12 protein-coding genes are annotated in these 19,201 nt (G+C 48.6%); 4 read left to right on the forward strand and 8 right to left on the reverse strand.

The features are described 5' to 3' along the window. Nucleotides 1–15 precede the first annotated feature (15 nt). Nucleotides 16–777 carry a tRNA (cytosine(32)/uridine(32)-2'-O)-methyltransferase TrmJ gene (gene trmJ / locus KBW69_RS02015; protein WP_257274681.1) on the forward strand — a complete coding sequence of 254 codons (762 nt, stop codon included), beginning with the start codon at nucleotides 16–18 and terminating at the stop codon, nucleotides 775–777. An 87-nt stretch (nucleotides 778–864) separates the two neighbouring features. Here trmJ and KBW69_RS02020 read toward each other — a convergent pair whose 3' ends face one another. Next, nucleotides 865–1,767 carry a hypothetical protein gene (locus KBW69_RS02020; protein WP_257279745.1) on the reverse strand — a complete coding sequence of 301 codons (903 nt, stop codon included), beginning with the start codon at nucleotides 1,765–1,767 and terminating at the stop codon, nucleotides 865–867. A 268-nt stretch (nucleotides 1,768–2,035) separates the two neighbouring features. Between KBW69_RS02020 and rarD the strand changes: the two genes are divergently transcribed. Further along, the gene (gene rarD, locus KBW69_RS02025; RefSeq protein WP_257274678.1) at nucleotides 2,036–2,950 is read left to right on the forward strand and encodes an EamA family transporter RarD; all 915 of its coding nucleotides are present in this window, start codon (nucleotides 2,036–2,038) and stop codon (nucleotides 2,948–2,950) included. Nucleotides 2,951–3,036: 86 nt separating this feature from the next. Here the strand turns inward: rarD and glpK are convergent, their stop codons facing one another. The 7 genes from glpK to cysM form a co-directional block, all read right to left on the reverse strand. Continuing rightward, complete coding sequence (gene glpK, locus KBW69_RS02030; RefSeq protein ID WP_257274677.1) at nucleotides 3,037–4,542, reverse strand: glycerol kinase GlpK; 1,506 nt, start codon at nucleotides 4,540–4,542, stop codon at nucleotides 3,037–3,039. Nucleotides 4,543–4,710: 168 nt separating this feature from the next. Continuing rightward, nucleotides 4,711–5,313, reverse strand: a complete 603-nt coding sequence (locus tag KBW69_RS02035) for a hypothetical protein (protein ID WP_257279746.1) — start codon at nucleotides 5,311–5,313, stop codon at nucleotides 4,711–4,713. A gap of 245 nt (nucleotides 5,314–5,558) precedes the next feature. After that, entirely contained in the window at nucleotides 5,559–6,374 is an 816-nt protein-coding gene (locus KBW69_RS02040) for an MIP/aquaporin family protein (RefSeq protein WP_257254546.1), read from the reverse strand. A 305-nt stretch (nucleotides 6,375–6,679) separates the two neighbouring features. Further along, nucleotides 6,680–7,501 carry a nucleoside triphosphate pyrophosphohydrolase gene (gene mazG / locus KBW69_RS02045; RefSeq protein ID WP_257274673.1) on the reverse strand — a complete coding sequence of 274 codons (822 nt, stop codon included), beginning with the start codon at nucleotides 7,499–7,501 and terminating at the stop codon, nucleotides 6,680–6,682. Further along, nucleotides 7,498–9,750, reverse strand: a complete 2,253-nt coding sequence (relA, locus tag KBW69_RS02050) for a GTP diphosphokinase (RefSeq protein ID WP_257274671.1) — start codon at nucleotides 9,748–9,750, stop codon at nucleotides 7,498–7,500. The genes mazG and relA overlap by 4 nt, the downstream gene beginning before the upstream one ends. 56 nt (nucleotides 9,751–9,806) lie before the next feature. Next, the gene (rlmD, locus tag KBW69_RS02055) at nucleotides 9,807–11,147 is read right to left on the reverse strand and encodes a 23S rRNA (uracil(1939)-C(5))-methyltransferase RlmD (RefSeq protein WP_257279747.1); all 1,341 of its coding nucleotides are present in this window, start codon (nucleotides 11,145–11,147) and stop codon (nucleotides 9,807–9,809) included. 256 nt (nucleotides 11,148–11,403) lie between these two features. Continuing rightward, nucleotides 11,404–12,294: a cysteine synthase CysM gene (cysM, locus tag KBW69_RS02060; RefSeq protein ID WP_257279748.1), complete on the reverse strand. Its 891-nt coding sequence runs from the start codon at nucleotides 12,292–12,294 to the stop codon at nucleotides 11,404–11,406. Nucleotides 12,295–12,386: 92 nt separating this feature from the next. On the opposite strand from cysM, the gene KBW69_RS02065 reads away from it, so the two are divergent. Both KBW69_RS02065 and KBW69_RS02070 read left to right on the forward strand, forming a co-directional pair. Further along, a complete protein-coding gene (locus KBW69_RS02065; RefSeq protein ID WP_257279749.1) occupies nucleotides 12,387–15,131 on the forward strand; it encodes a response regulator in 2,745 nt (914 codons plus the stop codon). A gap of 328 nt (nucleotides 15,132–15,459) precedes the next feature. After that, a complete protein-coding gene (locus tag KBW69_RS02070) occupies nucleotides 15,460–19,152 on the forward strand; it encodes a DUF4116 domain-containing protein (RefSeq protein ID WP_257279750.1) in 3,693 nt (1,230 codons plus the stop codon). The last annotated feature ends 49 nt before the right edge of the window (nucleotides 19,153–19,201 follow it).

Here is a 19,201-nt window from a genome sequence, read left to right on the forward strand (position 1 = left end):
CTAATTCGGGTCACGATGCTGTCTAACATTCGCATTATTCTGATCAATACCTTTCATCCGGGAAACATTGGCTCCGCAGCCAGAGCCATGAAAACCATGGGACTCTCAGACCTTTGTCTAGTCTCTCCCCGGCGATTCCCTGACCCGGGTGCTGAGGCTATGGCAGCAGGGGCCCGGGATGTGTTGTCGGCTGCCAGGGTGTTTCAGACCCTGGATGAAGCAATTGCTGATTGCTCCGCGGTGATAGGAACCAGCGCCCGCAGTCGCAACCATACCTTTACCCGTCCCATGCTGACGGCTGAAGATTGTGCAGACAAACTGGTGACTGAAGCGGTCCGGAATCCAGTGGCACTGGTTTTTGGTCAGGAGACCATGGGACTCACTAATCAGGAGCTTGAGAAATGTCATTATCATGTCTCCATTGATGCCAACCCTGAATACCCGGTACTGAACGTGGCTTCTGCCATTCAGATTCTCTGCTACGACATTCGCAAGGCAGAATTACGCCAGAGCCAGTCGGATTTTTCCGGCAACGAAACCGAAGAGTACCCTCTGGCCCGCGAGCTCGAATATTTCTACGAACACCTGGAAGAGACGCTGAACAAGATTAACTTTATCATCAAACAGCACCCGGGCCTGGTAATGACCCGTCTTCGTCGCCTGTTCAACCGAGCCAGACCTGAAGCCAAGGAGCTGAATATGCTCAGAGGCATCCTCGCCGCTGTCCAAAAGTCAGCCGGCAGTGAAAATACTCCAGCAAAAAAAGCTAAAGAATGACCACCAAATAATTGACATATGTCGTTTTATTACTGATTCCTGACACGTATTCAATTGGGCTGCGTGGTTTGTTGTACGGTTCAGGGACTAGTAGTGACAAGCTCTCAATGGCAGATTCGCAAACAGTGCTGCCTTGAGAGCAGCAGGAGCAGCAAATGAAGACCCCGTAAGCAATCGCCAGAATTTTTTAGGGTATTCTGTTACTTTCCGGGTGTAACCGGTCAGGCGATCCAGTGGAATATCAACACACTGGTCGCCATTCAGGTCATAGCCAATGGGCTCACCTTCAGAATTATCAACCCGGATGACTTCGTAGGCAGCCTGGGCGTGGGTATCAACAAAGGGATTGTTAGCAACGAAATGTTTCAATTCCGGTTCGACGGAGCCCACCGTGACCACATCATCCGCCAGAGAAAATGTATTGATCATTCCTGTCCCGCCGTTACCGGCAATGGTATAGACCTGTATACCCTTGGCGGTAAGAGCCTCCAGAGCCATGATAATCTGGTGTGTGGTTTTCCAGACTTCATCAGTCTGTCCCATTTCCCTGACTTTATCCTTGTACTCACCCGCCCGCTCCAGCTCGAGCGGTGCCTTAAATGTGCTAATCAGCGTGGAAGACTCCCAGGAAAGAAGAACTGCATCAACGGGCTGTTTTGCGTAACGGGCAAATATATTTTTAAGGTTGACCAAAATCTCTGACATGGGTTTCTTCCCATCCAGAATCGGGTACTGAATAAACGTAATCTGGGGATGGGAGGCAATCAGCCGAACAACATCACCATGATAAAAAGGTTCCTGACGTTCATCGTCGTCTAAATCCATCATGCCATAAAGCCAGCCGTGAAGAACCCGCTCCTCATCATTTTCAAAGCCTTCGGCCGGAGGGAAAAAGCGATCAACAATCGCTACACGATAAACAGGTAACTGCAATTCGGCCTGAGTGGACAGACTCAACATAAGCATCATAAACCCGACAATCCATTGCATCGCAGCCTTTGCATCCTTTACTCATTCTTAAGTAAAGTCATCGGCTCAGGCACTGTTTTCTCAATGCGTACTTCTTAATTCGGCAGTGGGTTAACTAGCAACGAATGTTCAGGCACAATGCCTCATTATGAAAAACAGAACAACCCGCTCAATGCTTCTTAAAATTTATCGGGCTCACCGTTAAAAACGGTAAGAATTGCATGCTCACCATAACTGCGTAATAGGTACCTGAAGAGGTACTTGAGAAGTAACCAATTAGGAAAAAAGAGTGTCCGAACAACGAGATTTTTCCGGCTTTGCACTGGGTGTTATGGCCTTTACCATCTGGGGACTGGTACCCATCTATTTTAAAGCGCTGGAAAATGTGCCCCCACTTGAAGTGTTGGGACACCGTGTGTTCTGGTCAGCGATTTTGTTGCTGGCCTTACTGAAAATAATGGGTACAACTTCAGAGCTAAAGAAGATTTTCTCGAGTATCAAATTGTCGGGAACACTGGCGCTGTCTGCTATTCTGGTCGGTGCAAACTGGTTGATCTTTATCTGGGGTGTGACCAATGACAGGATTCTTGAAACCAGCCTGGGTTATTATATCAACCCACTGTTTAATGTTCTTCTGGGCTACCTGTTCCTGAATGAGAAACTGTCACCGCTCAAGCAAGTTGCTATTCTGCTGGCAACGGTCGCCGTCATCTATCAAATACTGATGTTGGGTATCGTGCCCTGGGTGGCCTTTGCTCTGGCCATGAGCTTTGGCATGTACGGACTGGTCAGGAAAACGACTCAGGTAGACGCTGTCCCCGGTCTGGCTTTTGAAACCCTGATTCTGCTGCCAGCCACGCTGGGATACTTTTTCTGGATCTACAAAAGTGGTGACCACAGTTTCCGGTTTTCGGACACTCACACCAGCCTCCTGCTGTCTCTCGCCGGACTGGTCACGACCATCCCTCTGGTTCTGTTTATTATGGCGGCCAAAAAGCTGGCATTAACTACTATAGGCATCCTGCAGTATCTTGGCCCATCCATTTCCTTTTTGGTTGGACTGTTCGTCTATAAAGAAGAAGTGACCCAGGCTCAACTCATCACTTTTGGCCTGATCTGGTTTGCCCTGATCATTTTCACCTTTGATGGCCTGCGTAAAAAGTCATCTCCAATGAACCAGAAACCCGGGTCAGCCAGAACTTAGGGCGCTGAAAAATATATTTATTCTCATTGCATTCGTGAGCCTGCCAGAGCAGGCTCACTTGCGTGAGAATCAGGAAATTGACATCACTACTGGTTTTCCCAGGACTGACTGCGAACGATCGCTTTCTTCCAGCCATCGTAGAGTTTCACACGATCTTCATCGGTCATTGCCGGAGCGTAGACTCGATCTACGGAAACCTTATCTTTTAGCTCATCGGTGCTGTTCCAGAAACCAACAGCCAGCCCCGCCAGATAGGCCGAACCTGCGGCCGTGGACTCAACAACCGTCGGACGAACCACTTCAGTGCCAAGAATGTCAGACTGGAACTGCATCAAAAAGTTATTGGCGACCGCACCACCATCGACACGCAGCTGTTTCATCTCGATACCTGAATCCTGCTCCATAGCATCGATCAGATCACGGGACTGATAAGCAATGGCTTCCAATGTTGCACGAACAATGTGATTACGGTTAGCGCCACGAGTCAAACCAAAGATTGCTCCTCGTGCGTAGGGGTCCCAGTAGGGAGCGCCCAGCCCGACAAAAGCAGGTACAACATAAACACCGTTAGTGTCTTTAACTTTACTGGCGAAGTATTCTGTGTCAGCCGCGTCACGAATCAGTCCCAGTTCATCGCGAAGCCACTGAACGGAAGCACCGCCCATAAATACGGAGCCTTCCAGAGCGTATTGCACTTTGCCATCAATGCCGAAAGCAATGGTCGTCAGCAGACCGTTTTCAGATTTAACCGGCTCACTCCCTGTATTCATGAGCAGGAAGCAGCCTGTGCCATAGGTATTCTTGGCCATACCTTTTTCGTGACACATTTGTCCAAACAGAGCAGCCTGCTGATCACCTGCAATACCGGCTACAGGAATGCGGGTACCCCCTTTGCCACCGATGTTCGTCTGGCCATACACTTCAGAACTGGATTTTACTTCCGGTAACATGGAGGCAGGAATGCCCATGGCCTTCAGCAGTTTTTCGTCCCACTCCAGCCTGTTGATATCGTAAAGCATGGTACGAGAAGCGTTCGAGTAATCGGTGACATGGACACGCCCGTCAGTTAGTTTCCAGGTCAGCCAGGTATCGATGGTACCGAACAGCAGGTCGCCGTTTTCAGCTTTTTCACGAGCACCTTCTACATTGTCCAGAATCCACTTAATTTTCGTTGCCGAAAAATAAGCATCCAAAACCAGACCGGTAGTTTCCCTGATATAGCTTTCCAGACCTTCTTTCTTCAGTTGCTCGCAGATTTCGGTTGTACGCCGGCACTGCCATACAATCGCGTTATAGACCGGACGGCCAGTATTTTTATCCCAAACGACAGTGGTTTCACGCTGATTGGTGATGCCCAGGGCAGCGATTTCGTCAGAACGGATACCTGTCTTGGCCAGAACTTCAGTGAGCACGGAGCTTTGAGTCGCCCAGATTTCCATGGGATCGTGCTCGACCCAACCCGCGTGTGGGTAGTACTGAGTAAATTCACGCTGTGAAGTACCCTCAATGCCACCATCGTGATTAAAGATAATGGCTCGAGAGCTTGTAGTACCCTGATCTAATGAAACAACGTATTTCTTCTCAATGGTCATAATCAATCTTCTTTATCATTCAGCTCTGAGCTGATATCTGGAGTGCGCCTTATTCAGCCTGTTACCCAAAACAGTGAGAAAGACTGCACTTTCCGTATAACGCCGCCTTCAGCCACATGGCGAAGGCACACCGGCTGGCGGGCTTTGTTATGTTTTCGTTGTTTGAAACTAACTTTCTAAAACAGCTTTAACCTGCTCCACAATTTCCTGAAGCCTATCAAGCAGTCCAAATCTTGAGCAAGTGGAAACAAATATAGATTCCTTGGATATGTCAACAAAACTGGATAGTATGCGCTTTACTCTCCTGTTAACATCACTGTCTGGCAAGCTATCTAGCATTGCATGGTGTCGTGCATCTGCAAAAAATCGATATTTTCCTTCAGAATCAAAAAAAGCACCAGGAGTGACAGCAGGCACATAGCGAGCTTGAAGTTCATCCAGTCCTGCTTGCGAGAACTCAGAACTATAACCTAATAACCTGAAAGGACGAGGTAAAACTCTTTTTTTGTAAACCTCAAAAGAGCCCCTGTCGGAAAAAGGCTGCTCTCTGGTGAGCAATGATGCATACAAACTTCTAAGATGCGCAATATCAAGATTAAATTCATGATTTTCTGATATATCTGAATTCAAATCACCTGCTTTTAACTTTTCTGTCAGTATTTGATCGACTAAATCCATAACAGCGTTTACCGTAGTGGTTAATGACGCATTTGCAAATGATGCCATAAACAAAGAAAAAAAAGCCACGCACCACCACTTCTTTCCCACCATGTCTTAAACTCCGAACGATTTTTCCTGATATTTAAGGATTTGATCGATTAAATCCAAAACAGAATTTATCGTAGTTATTAATGAGGCATTTGCAAATGTCGTCATAAATAAAGAAAAAAACCACACACAATAGTTTTCTTCCGACCATTTCTTAAACTCGAAACGATATTTTTTCATGTTTAAGGTAGCCTGAATTTTGAAGAAAACATCACAGAGCGTTACGTCAATGAACGAGGTTTACTGTATTATGTCGTCTTTATCTCTACCTGACCCAATGTTGTTTCGGGCTCTAATTGTTTACCTAACAGATTGATGTAAATCCATGCGCCAGCCATTGCGCCGCAGATGGGAGCCAATATTGGTACCCAGAAATAAGGATTGGATCGGGCACCGGTCAGGGCTACTTCACCCCATCCAGCCATATAGGTAAACAGCTTGGGACCAAAATCGCGGGCCGGGTTCATGGCAAAGCCAGTCAGAGGGCCAAAAGCAGAACCAATGGTTGCAATCAGCAAACCGATCAACAGCGCGGACAGCGCCCCATTGGAATCACCGTTGTTGTTGTCACCGATAGCCAGAATAACGCCCATCAGCACAGCAGTAATCACAAACTCCACAGCAAAAGCCTGCATATTACTGAGGGAACCGTGCGCGTATGTGGAAAAGATACCTGCAGTAGCCAGACTCTCTTCAGAACCACGAACAACACCCTGGGCCAGCTCATAATCGGCAAAAAGATTGCTATAAAGAAAATAAACCAATGCGGCGGAACAGAAAGCACCTAAAATCTGGGCGACGATGTAAGGCAAAACCTTATGCTTTTCGAAACCTTTAAACACAGTCAATGCCAAAGTCACTGCCGGGTTTAGATGAGCACCGGAAACACCACCGGTTACGTAAATGGCCATAGAGACGCCCAGACCCCAGACGATAGAAATTTCAAGCTGACCAAAATCAGCACCCGCCAGAACCAGTGCAGCCACACAACCGACGCCGAAGAAAATCAGAAGGCCAACGCCAATAAACTCAGACAGGCATTCGCCAAACAGAGATTTACGCATAAAAATGAGCTCCGCCACGTGGGTATGTATCCAAGAAAAAAGAGCGAGGCCTTAATGAAACTCATTACTGTTTAGCAGCCTCGACAGCGGGCGAATTATTTCAAATAACAACAAAGCTCATCAACGCAAAACCATTGATTTAAATCAATCAATGTTCACATATGTTCGTTTTTTTTCTAATAAGATCTATAAGCCTGCATTTTTGCAAAGAGTCAAGGTTCTCGCCTTGCTATTTTTTCGATTTTCGCGCGTTTCATGCCGTTATGGCGCAAAAATGCCAACGTTTTTCCAACCAGTGAGCTCCACTAAAGGACTTTCCCCAGCTGCCAGTAGGCTTCCATTTCATCCAGTGTTAACTCTTGAAACTCACGGCCTTCTTCAGCAGCCCTGAACTCCATGCTTCGAAACCGATTCTCAAACTTGTCGCAGGCTTTGCGCACTGACATATCCGCATCCACTGACAAATGACGTGCCAGATTGACACAAGCAAACATCAGATCACCTATCTCTTCTGCGATCCGGTCATTGCCCTGCCGTTCTCGCACAACTTCACGTATTTCTTCTATTTCTTCCTGAATCTTGTCAAACACGGGTTCGGCATCTGACCAGTCAAAACCGACTTTTGCGGCCGCTTTTTGCAGTTTGAATGCTCTTGTTAGCGATGGCAAAGCAGCCGGTAATTTTGACGGCATAGCAGACTCTGAAGTCTTCTCGCCCTTTGTCAGTCTCTCTTTCTGCTTGATCGTCTGCCAGTTTTCAATGACTTGATCCGTAGTAGTGTCATCGTCCGGTGACTTTCTGGACGCCAGAGTTCCATCAGGGAAAACATGGGGATGACGTCGCACCATTTTCTCCACCAGACCGGCAACGACCTGATTAAAATCAAAGAGCCCGGCCTCGTCTGCCATTCTTGCAAGAAATACCACTTGAAACAGCAGATCACCCAGCTCTTCACGAAGATTTTCAAAATCTTCACTTGCAATAGCATCAAGAACTTCAAAGGTCTCTTCAAGCGTATAGGGGGCTACCGTCGTAAAATCCTGCTCAAGATCCCAGGGACAACCGGTTTCAGGATCCCGAAGCCGACTGATGAGATACAGCAAGTCCTCAAGGCTACTCTGAGTCATTTCACTTCCTCGCGCTCGCGATGGCGGGCTACTTCAATCACATTGGGCAGTTGATTCACTTTGGCCAGCACTTTACTGAGTTGCTGCAAACTCTGAACTTCAACCGTCAACAACATATTGGCAGTGTTGTCTTCTTTGCTGGTTCGAGTCTGTACAGAAAGCACATTGACCCGTTCATTAGCCAGAACAATGGTAATATCACGCAGCAGCCCGGAACGATCATAGGCAGTGATGATAATTTCCACCGGGTACATGTATTCCGGAGAATAACCCCAGTTCACCTCTATCAGCCTTTCCGGTTCCTGCTCCTGCAGATTCAAGGCATTGTTGCAGTCCTGTCGGTGAATCGTTACTCCGCGGCCAACCGTGATGTAGCCAATGATGGGATCACCCGGCACCGGTTGACAGCAGCCCGCCATCTGGGTCAACAGATTGCCCACCCCGTCAATGGTAATAGTACTGTCAGAGACTTTTTCCTGAGGTGCCCGGGTACGGATCTCAAACCCTTTTTCTTTTTCTGGTTCCAGTTCTCTTTGTGCAAGGGCTACGGCCTGAGTGACACGATAATCGCCAGCCCCAATGGCAGCGAACATATCATCCATTTCCTTGAAAGGTGTCTGAGGCAAGATATCGTTGAAATCAACCTCTGTCAGAGCCAGGCGCTTGAGCTCGGCATTGAGCTGATGACTGCCATCAATAATATTGGAGTCGCGATCCTGCTTTTTCAGCCAGTTGGTAATTTTTGCCCTTGCCCGGTTAGTGTTGACATAACCAAGATCCGGGTTGAGCCAGTCACGACTCGGTTGAACACTGGGCGCGGTCAGAATTTCTACCTGATCACCGGTTTTAAGATTGTGATTCAGAGGCACAATGCGGCCTCCCACTTTAGCGCCACGGCATTTCAAACCCACTTCAGAGTGAATTCTGAAGGCAAAATCGATGGGCGTTGCTCCCATAGCCAGATCCACGACATGACCTGCTTTTGTGAACACATAAATACGATCCGGTTCTACATCAGAACGCCACTCTTCAGCGATGCCACCGAGATCACCCAGTTCTTCATGCCACTCCATGACATTCCGCAGCCAGCTGAGCTTTTCTTCATAACTGTCACTCTTGGCATTAACGTCCGTGCCCTTGTACTTCCAGTGAGCACAAACGCCCAGCTCGGCTTCTTCATGCATGGCTTCGGTTCGAATCTGAACTTCAAGGGTTTTGCCTTCTGGCCCAAATACGGCTGTGTGCAGGGAGCGATAACCATTTTCCTTGGGCGTTGCGATGTAATCATCAAACTCCTGGGGGATGTGGTTAAAGAGAGAGTGCACAACACCGAGAGCCGCATAACAATCCCTGACTTCTTTGGTAATCACCCGAAAAGCACGGATATCATATAGATCGCGGAAATCCAGCCCCTTGCGTTTCATTTTCCGCCAGATGCTGTAAATGTGCTTGGCGCGGCCATAGACATTGGCTTCAATCCGGGCTTCACCCAACGCTTGCTTAAGTTGATCGACAACATGATCAATATATTGCTGGCGATCGGTTCTCTTCTCATCCAACAGTCGGGCAATACGCTTGTAATCCTGCGGATTCAGATAGCGGAAGGAAAGGTCTTCCAGCTCCCACTTGATATAACCGATACCTAAACGGTGAGCCAATGGTGCATAGATTTCAAAAACTTCCCGGGCCACCCGACGGCGCTTGTCTTTATCGGCATCTCTCAAAGCCCTGATGGCACAGGTGCGCTCTGCCAGCTTGAGCAGTGCAACGCGCACATCATCAATAATGGATACCAGCATCTTGCGGACTTTTTCCAGCTGGTCCTGACTCTGATCCAGCACCTGAGTTCTGGCCGGGTTAAGTAGCTCACTGATCGCCGCCATACCCTGAACATCTTTAATCAGACGAACTACAGTCTTGCCGAAGTCCTCTTCTACCTGTTTCATGGACAGTCTGTGCTCACGGACAGCTCGATAGAGCGCAGCAGCCACCAGCGTTTCGGTATCCAGTCTCAGCTCTGCAAGGATTTCAACCATCTCAAGACCGGTTCGAAAGCAGCCCAGGCCTGCAGGCCAGACAGTGTCCGCCTGCTCACGAGCCTCACTTTCGGCCCAACGACTGAGTTCACAGGCCGCTTTGAGGCGATCCGTACCGGTCACACCAAAGCTGTCCTGCATACGCACCAGCCAGGCATCCAAATCAATGGAGCCATCAAAGCGAACAGGATGATCTTCTCTAACCTTTACCATGCAAGTTTTCCATTTATTACTTTTGGGGCACTGCCTGAATGAAGGGCACTCCTGAATCAAAACTTTTTAAAAAGTGCCATGGACTCGACATGCCCGGTTTGCGGGAACATGTCCATCACGCCTAACCTGACCAGCTTGAATCCCTGTTTTGCAAGGACTCCCGCATCTCTGGCCAGGGTTGCAGGGTTGCAGGAGATATAAAGCAACCGCTCAGGCAAGTAACCTTTCATCTGTTCAATAATTTCAATGGCACCGGTTCTGGGAGGGTCCAGTAACATTGCATCATAACGTTGATACATCCAGTCTTCCCCCGACTTATTTCCCCTGACCAGCGCTGCGAGGTCTGCCTGATAAAAACGACTGTTTTTCAGACCATTCAGATCGGCATTGAATGCAGCTCTCTCAACAGCCCCGGCATTGCCTTCGACACCAATGACAGAAGCCGCCTTTCTGGCGATTGCCAGAGAAAAGTTGCCAAGACCGCAAAACAAATCCAGCACCCGATCTTGCGGCGTTAATTCCAACCAATCCAGAGCCTGTGTCACCATTTGACAATTAATGGGCCAGTTGACCTGAGTGAAGTCTGTCGGCCTGAACTGAAACTTAAGGTCCAGCTCTGGTATCCGGTAATACCGCCAGGGATCACCCACCGGAGAGAAGAGGCAGCGAATTTGCTTATCATCCCCCATCAGGTAAAGATACAGCTGCTGCTCCCGGGCAAATGCTTCCAGCCTGTTCAAATCAGCAGGCGGTAAAGCCCTGATGTGTCTCAGCATAATGGCACGACCAGAATCAGCCAGAAACAGCTCAGCATGACTGATCGCTTCTCGTTGATTCAACTCTTGTAGCCATTCTCGCAGCAGTTTGGGCAGAGGTTGCAACGGTCCAGCCAGAACCGGACACTCCCGAATATCAACAATCTGATTACTCTGTTTCTCTCTGAATCCCAGTGATAAACGGCCTTTCTTCCACAAAACCGACAATCGGGCACGATAACGATAGCCATAAGGTTGGGAAATTAAGGGGTCAGCAACTTCCAGGGGGGTCAGCGATGAAAACCGTTGCAACTGATCCAATACAATATTTTGTTTGCCCTGAAGCTGTCCCTGACGGGACCAGTATTGCAGGCTACAGCCACCACAGGCTTTAAAATGTCGACAGGGAGGAGAGACGCGCTCGTCTGAAGCAGACTCTATATCAGCAACCCGACCACTGCTGAAACGACGTCGATCTTCTGTCAACAGGACTGCAACCTGCTCGCCGGGAAGCCCCCCTTCGACAAAGAGGGTTTTACCTTTTAAACGGGCAAGACCACGACCATCATGGGAAAGGCCGTGTATAAGAACTTCTCCAACGACCCGGCGTCTGGCGCCCGGAGAAGCCTTTTGAGATCGCATGAAACTGTATCCTTCAGATTCAGAAATACGCACGCTGCCAGTCATCAAAAGCCTATTGCCCCTGACAACAAGAAACAGTGCTGGAGTTAATAACACTGAATTTTCATGGCATAACTGTGCAAAAAATGATTAACGCTGAGAATTGTACCTACAGCCGTATAAAATTTCAGTGCTGTTAAGCAATGACTGTGTAAATCTTTTTTGAATTCAGGCCCCGGCAGCCTGTCGGACGACACAGGCAGCAAACTGATTGTTGTCACGGGTTAAAGACATTGGTAGAAAGATAACGATCTCCCCGGTCACAAATAATGCAGACAATGGTGGCATTTTCCACTTCTTCAGCCAGCCTGAGTGCTCCCGCAACAGCACCACCGGAAGATACACCGCAGAAGATACCTTCTTTTTTGGCCAGGGTTTTCATGGTTTCTTCAGCTTCGGTCTGGCGGATATCCATCACCCTGTCTACACGACTGTCATCGAATATTTCCGGCAAGTATTCTGGTCTCCAGCGACGAATGCCCGGAATACTGGCTCCGTCAGCGGGTTGCAGACCCACAATCTGGATGCCCGGGTTCTGTTCTTTCAGGAATCGGGAAGTGCCCATGATGGTACCGGTAGTCCCCATGGAACTCACAAAGTGGGTAATTTCACCGCCGGTCTGCTGCCAGATTTCAGGACCGGTGCCCTGGTAATGCGCCAGTGGATTATCCGGATTAGCAAACTGGTTAAGCACCTTTCCCAGACCTTCCTTTTCCATCTCCAGCGCCAGATCCCGGGCTCCTTCCATACCCTCTTCCTTGCTCACCAGTTTGAGCTCTGCACCATAAGCAGCCATCGCCGCCTTGCGCTCTGCGCTCATGTTGTCAGGCATGATTAAAATCATTCGATAGCCCTTGATGGCAGCAGCCATAGCCAAGGCTATGCCGGTGTTACCACTGGTTGCTTCGATCAGATTCTCTCCGGGCTTGATGACGCCTCTGGCTTCAGCCTCAGATATCATGGATAGTGCCGGACGATCTTTGACCGATCCGGCAGGATTATTCCCTTCCATCTTCAACAGAATCATGTTTCCTCGCCCGGCACACAATCTCTGCAGCCGAATCAGGGGAGTGTTGCCCACCAGGGACTCGATTGTGGGATAATCCATACTCTCTCAACCAAAACTTCCAAAATTGACACATAACTTTTATGATGCCCCCAGCATAAATGATAATAATCCAGTCTGTACAATTATTACTTATGAAAACATCTTTCCAGACTGTTCAGCGCAGAATTCTGGTTCTGACACTGCTGCCAGGCACTCTCATATCGGCTCTGATGTGCAGCCTCTACCTTTGGGCACATTTAACCGGGCTAGACCAACAGTTGACCAAAAAGGCCAGGGATATGACCCGCAGGCTGGCGACGCTTGTAGTTTATTCAATAGAAAGCGGCGAGATGCAGAGCACCCGTGACCTTGCCATACAAACGCTCGATGATACCGACGTCAGGGCAGTCAGTCTGCTGGATCGAAATGGCAGGGAATTACTCCATGCAGGCCCCAATCTACTCTCTATAGGCATGCCCCAGCCATTACCTGAGGCTCTCTCACTGTTCACCACAGGTGACACACTAAGAGTTATTACCCCTGTGGTTCAACTCCGTGGTGATTCAACTGAAACCATCGGTTGGCTCCAGCTTGAATACACTTATTCGGAAACACTCATAAAGAAACACAGAGCCACTCTTCTGGCCATTATTCTGCTGGCTCTCGCCATTGGCGTTGTCTTGTCTCTCTGTATGAAACTGTCCCGCTCCCTGATCATTCCCATGCAATCCATCACCGATGCAATGGATGAAATCGACGTACAAGATCGGGATAGCCGACTGAAAGCCTCTCCAGGTAGTATCTATGTCACATTAGAGCTGGCGGTCAACAGACTGCTGGAACGGCTGACTCACTCCCGGGAGGCGTTGGAAAGAAGCGCTGACATATCCACCAATGAGTTACACGAAACTCTGGAAACCATAGAAATCCAGAACGTTGAGTTGGATCTGGCCCGAAAAGAAGCACTTGAAGCTTCCAAGAGTAAAAGTGAATTTCTGGCCAATATGAGCCATGAAATCCGGACACCCCTGAACGGAATCTCCGGCTATGCCGCCCTGTTGCTTGAAACGGAACTTAAATCACAGCAAAGGGAGTACCTGTCCACTATTGAGAAGTCTGCCCAGAGTCTTATGACCATGCTGAATGACATTCTCGACTTCTCCAGAATTGAGGCAGGCAAGCTCGAACTGGACAATCAGCAACTCAGTATACGGGAAGTGATTGATGATGTTCTGGCTATTATGGCCCCTGCAGCGCACCATAAATCGCTGGAGCTGGCCAGCTTCATTTACGAGGACACTCCTGAAGATATCATTGGTGACAAACTGCGGCTCTCCCAGATTCTAACCAATCTCGTGAGCAACGCTATCAAGTTCACCAGTTACGGCAGCGTCGCCATTCGAGTCATGCTGGAGCAAGTGGATGACTCTAACGTCCATACACTAAAGTTTACTGTCACGGATACAGGCTCAGGCCTGACTTCCGAACAACACTCACGTATTTTCAACGCTTTCTCACAGGCCGACTCCAGCAGAACCCGACAGGCCGGAGGGACTGGCCTGGGACTCGCTATCAGCAAAAGTCTTGTGGAACAGATGCAAGGGGAAATCGGACTCGATTCTGATCTTGGCAGAGGCTCTACTTTCTGGTTTACCATTCGAGCCCATCCAATAAAAGAGGAAAACGTATTGTTTAAGCCAGAACCCATAACTGGCTGCCATCATGTATTACTTTATGAGCCACAAGAACTCTCAAGACTTTCCATTGGGCATCAGGCACAAAGCCTGGGATTAAAAGTCACTTCGTTTCAGTCTCTGGACGAGCTGCAAACCTACGTTGAAAACCATCATAACTATGACTTGCTTTTACTGAGCCAGGGTGATGATCGTCTGCAACGCACCGTGAGGATCGCCGAGAGCTATCTCACACAGAGCCCTGTTCTGATTCTGGCCATGGCCGGTAACAGTAATCACCCTGAAACTCTGCCCACCGGGATTCACTGCCTCCTTAAACCCGTGGCCAGAAACAAACTCTTGCTGGCGATTCAGGGGATGACCTCGAATACACTCTCCGGAACCGATGTCATGCAACCCGCCAAAGCAGTATTTGAAAAAAAGCTGGATATCCTGATCGTGGATGATAACCAGGTAAACCTTAAGTTACTGGAAACCATTCTGTTAAAAATGAATCAGTCTGTAACCACCGCTCACAATGGTTTTGAAGCCATTGAATACTGCCATCAGAAAATCTTCGACCTGATATTGATGGATGTTCAGATGCCTGACATTGACGGATTAGAAACGACGCGTCGAATCAGAAATATCAACAATATCTATAAACGTATTCCTGTTATTGCTGTGACTGCCCACGCACTGCCCGAGGAACGCAAACAGATTCTGCAAAGCGGTATGGATGACTATATGACCAAGCCAGTCAATACCCGGCAACTGGTCACCACCATCAGTCACTGGACGGGTAACTCGGTGCAGGCACCCGATGAACCGACTGAAGAAAATCTATCCGGTCAGGTAAAACCCAACTTATCACCGATAGACGTCGAGAAGAGCGTAAAGCTTGCTGCCGGCAACCAGGAACTGGCCAGAGAAATGTTGGCCATGCTACTTGGTGGTCTGCCAGAGGATTTGCAGACGATCGAAGAAAGCTTCCGAAATAATCTGCACGAGCCGCTACTGGATCGGGTTCACAGACTTCATGGTGCTTGCCGATACTGTGCAGTTCCAAGACTTCTGGAAGCCTGCCTGGAGCTGGAAACCAACCTCAAGCACAGCACTCACCTTAATGCGCCCAACATCATTCATGGTGTGGAGGAAGTGACCAGGGCCATTAAAGAGCTTTTGGACTGGCAGCGATCAAAGGAAGCAGAAGCCATTGCCTGAACAAATTCCGGGATTAGATGTCCCGCTGCGCTGCTGAGGATTAAAATCAGGCGTGTTTGTTCTGAAACTCCTGCCATATCAATTGCAGTTACGAGCAGACCGACTCCGCTCTCGTGACAGAATTATATCTTTCGTGATTCCATCCGAAACCCATTGAGAATTGAGGGGTAGGTCTAATGCCCACCTTAAGGTTCAATGCTAATCAGGATTATCCCTTTTAAGGCCTGAGCCCCCTCTGGCTCTCTTGTTTGTCTTCTATCAGTCTATTTGTTGAAACTTTTTTCAAAAGCACTGGTCAAATATGTGATTAATTATGGAGATCACAGTCATGGAAGGGATTCAAACAACACTATCTGGCTTTACTTTGTCAGAATCTGACTGTGCACCAGACTGCTTCGAAGCATCCGCATTCGCTCGTTCTGTTATTTCTGTCAATCAAGACCCCCCTCCTTGCGTAGAAGATAATTCAGATATAACTGATCTTTGTTATCCTCAACTACCTGCTCGTGATATCAAACTTCCGGATGCAGATAATCGCTGGCCTGCCATCTTGCCACCCACCACTGACAGGCAAACCCGTGCTTTTATGGGCGGGAAAGGACTGTTTCTGCACCTTATGCAGCAGAACAATATCCCGGTTCCGCCCTTCACTGTGGTTGAGACAACCCTGATCGCTACTCTGGAGCAACATCTTTTTCCCACACAATGCCTGTTGCCCTTTCTCCCAGATATAGATATGCAGAGCCAAACATCATGCAGCCTGGAACAATTGCGCACGATCGTTACCGAACTCCCCCATCAGCAACAATCAGAATGGCTAAAGGGTTTATCTGAATTTATTGCCAGTGAGGATTTCTATCAACAGGTCAAACCTATCAGTGCTGCCCGGGACATTCGTCATCGCTATCTCAGACTCCGGCAAGCATCCAACAAAGCCTGCATCGTCCGAAGTACCGGCGTCGATGAAGACCGTTTCGGCGATGCCCAGGCCGGTCGATATGATTCCCGGGTTCATGGTGGCGGCGATATCCTGAAAACCTGCCTGCAAGTCCTGTCGTCTGCTTACCGGCCAGAAGTCTGTCCCACCGGGCAGGTAAAACCCATTGCGCTGGTCATGCAACAGTGCATCCACTGCCAGCTGGGGGGCGTAGTAATCAGCCACTTAACATTGCAGGACGATACCATTCAAGTGGAATATGCACCGGGTCAACCACGGGGGGCGGTCTGTGGAAATTCAGGCATCCGCCCCCATCGCTATACGATCAGGCGCGGTGATGACGAAAACAGTCAACCGGATTGGCAATTTACTCCGGGAGACATTACGACACAGTTTGTGCTGAAAAAAATCACCGATGAAGAGGCCTGTGAAGCGGGTTATATCGAACAGAGCACCACGGCAACCACGGATGTAAAAGACATCATGCTGGCTGATGAGATATTGCAAAAACTGCAGAAATACACAGAACAGCTGGAAGATATGTTCTGTTGCCCGGTAGATATTGAGTTCGGTGTGGATGACCAGCAGCAACTTTACCTCTTCCAGTGTCGGCCAGTGACCCGGCTGCCGGGCAGTACCCATTTTTCAGCAGCAGCTCCCTCCCTGCCACTGGCTGAAGGAATCCTGGTCAGTGAAGGTTGCTGCAGTGGTGTGGCCCTGGTGGTAACAGAACCGGTCAACGCAGAACAGATTCCAGCAAGTGCCGTTCTGTTTTCCGATCACGCCAGTGACTGGATGCTGGCACCGGATATTTTGAAACGTCTGGGCGGCTGCGTATTCAGACAAGGGGGAACCAACGATCATGTTGCCATCACCCTGCGTCAGGGGGGTATACCCTGTCTGTTGGCTGGCTCTCAGTATTCTGAGGCATCAGCACTAGCCAGCGGACAACAGGTAACACTGGTGGCAGGCAGTTTTGCCGGCAGCCCCGGAGCCTGTTTGCTGACCGGCGACCAGTCTGCCTACTGGCAGGCCAACAGCACCACTTCCGGTCAGGATATCATCAACTTGCCTGCGACCAGTCCTGCAGAACCACCCGACTTCACCAGGGTAGACACAGGTTTTGCCTGGCTGAATCGCCAGAATAACCGGTTACTGGACTACTTTCGCGCTGACCGGTTACTAAGCCATTGCCTTGGACCAGGGCGAAGCAAGGCAATCAGCATGTCAGCAAACCGATCGGACCTGTTACCACAGCTTGGCATGGAGATTCATCTTCTGCAGGACGATTTGCAACGATTTCTATCCGGTTATCGTCGCTTTTTAAATCTGGCCGCGGGGTATGAATCGAGCACCATACACTCCAAAGTTAAGCCCTTTATCAATGAACTCCCGTTGCTTGAAAAACAATGGAGTTGCCTGAAGGATGCCATTGATGACCTGTACACAAAAGTGGTAATGCCGCTGGCTTCCCGGGGAGAATTGCCCGCCCGGCGGACGAATTTCAGACAATGGCTGAGAGATTGCCAGACCTTGCTGGATAAATTGCAAAAACTGACCCAGCCCAATAAAGTGAACGAAATCTATTCTGTTCACGACCTGATCTACTGGCTTCATCAGCAATTTGTCAGCGCTCTCGCCCCGGTGGCTGAAGCATCCGGCCAGGGACAAATTACCGAAATTACAGAAGATAGAACGCTGATTGATGTACTCCCCCGCGGAGTTCCCGGACTATTAGACGACAATTGCATTTCGGTGCTGAGCAAACTTTGTGTAGTAGAGCTAGACATGCTGAATATGGTGGATGCTGCTTTTATTAATGCAACCCTCGGAGTGCACGTCTGCACCATAGCTATGCTGGAACAGGCCGAGGGAGGCAAGGGCCGAACACTCCGCCTCGACATCTCTGATAATTTTTCCCAAGACGGGAAAAACAAACACTTACAGGGAAAATTGAAACGTTTCTGGTTTTTGGTCCAGACACTCCGTAGTGCATCGATTGATAGAAGCTCACGACCAATGGCGATCAGTTTCAATCAAAGCGCGGGAAAAATGACCATAGAGTATACCCGGGTTGATTCCACACCGGCGTTACAAAGAGTCTTTGTGGAATTGGTGACCATACTGTCAGGTCTGACCTCCATGGATATATCAATCAACCAATTTCATCTCGGTAAAAATACCGACAAATGGTGTTTTGAAACGCTGGTTAAAAGGTGTCAAAACGGGCTGGACGAACCGGTAAATAACTGGACGTTCAAACATTGCCTGGTATTGGATGCAATTAATGACAGAGAGACATATTGTTGGCATCATGAATATACTTTCCTCGGTTATCTGGATAGCGAATACAAGCTATTTTTTGATATAGCCAATAAAGCTTATCATTATATTGAGGCAACTGAAGATCCGGATAGAAATTCAAAACTTCGCCAAATATTTAATGCGGCTACCAAACACCTTGAGCCGAATGATGCTGCGAGAATAATAAAAGAACTGCTATTTAGCATGGCCATTGCAAGCAGATACCACCCAGGGCAAAAAGCTTACATTGAACTCCTGCGCGAGGACTTTGATTTAGATCATGACAGGGATCTGGTGCTTTTGCTGGTTCAGCAAAACCCGGTTGTATTTAGTTTGATCGCCGACATATTTAAGGATGATACTGGCATAGCTAAAACTACCATAGAACAAGATGGAAGTTTATTAGTTTATGCCAGCGACCGTATCAAAAATGATAAATCGCTGGTAATGCTTGCCGTCAATAATTATGCTGATGCACTCAAGTATGCCAGTAAGGATCTCAAAAATGACACTGATGTGATTCTGTCAGCTACCAGAAAACATGCTTATGCCTATTCCTATGCCGGACAGGCAGCAAAAAACAATGAAGCCCTGTTGAGGACAATCATTGAGGAAAATCCTCTAGCCATGCGCTTTGCTACTGAGTCTCTTAAAAATGACAAGTATTTTGTCCTGCCTCTGCTCCCACGAGCTCCCCGCATCTTCCGTTACCTTAGCGACAATCTGAAATCTGATCCGGACATCCGAGCTGCAGCTCAAAGGATGGAAGTCTCATACTGATCAACGTCAAATTCCTCTGCATCCCCTGTACTATAAGGGTTGGCTGTAT

It is taken from the genome of Endozoicomonas sp. ISHI1 (assembly GCF_024606225.1).
Classification (GTDB): domain Bacteria; phylum Pseudomonadota; class Gammaproteobacteria; order Pseudomonadales; family Endozoicomonadaceae; genus Endozoicomonas_A.

Coding starts and splice junctions, on each gene's coding strand:
- trmJ (WP_257274681.1), top strand. CDS start 16: ATGCTGTCTAACATTCGCATTATTCTGATCAATACCTTTCATCCGGGA.
- KBW69_RS02020 (WP_257279745.1), bottom strand. CDS start 1,767: ATGCAATGGATTGTCGGGTTTATGATGCTTATGTTGAGTCTGTCCACT.
- glpK (WP_257274677.1), bottom strand. CDS start 4,542: ATGACCATTGAGAAGAAATACGTTGTTTCATTAGATCAGGGTACTACA.
- KBW69_RS02035 (WP_257279746.1), bottom strand. CDS start 5,313: ATGGTGGGAAAGAAGTGGTGGTGCGTGGCTTTTTTTTCTTTGTTTATG.
- KBW69_RS02040 (WP_257254546.1), bottom strand. CDS start 6,374: ATGCGTAAATCTCTGTTTGGCGAATGCCTGTCTGAGTTTATTGGCGTT.
- mazG (WP_257274673.1), bottom strand. CDS start 7,501: ATGACTCAGAGTAGCCTTGAGGACTTGCTGTATCTCATCAGTCGGCTT.
- relA (WP_257274671.1), bottom strand. CDS start 9,750: ATGGTAAAGGTTAGAGAAGATCATCCTGTTCGCTTTGATGGCTCCATT.
- rlmD (WP_257279747.1), bottom strand. CDS start 11,147: ATGCGATCTCAAAAGGCTTCTCCGGGCGCCAGACGCCGGGTCGTTGGA.
- cysM (WP_257279748.1), bottom strand. CDS start 12,294: ATGGATTATCCCACAATCGAGTCCCTGGTGGGCAACACTCCCCTGATT.
- KBW69_RS02065 (WP_257279749.1), top strand. CDS start 12,387: ATGAAAACATCTTTCCAGACTGTTCAGCGCAGAATTCTGGTTCTGACA.
- KBW69_RS02070 (WP_257279750.1), top strand. CDS start 15,460: ATGGAAGGGATTCAAACAACACTATCTGGCTTTACTTTGTCAGAATCT.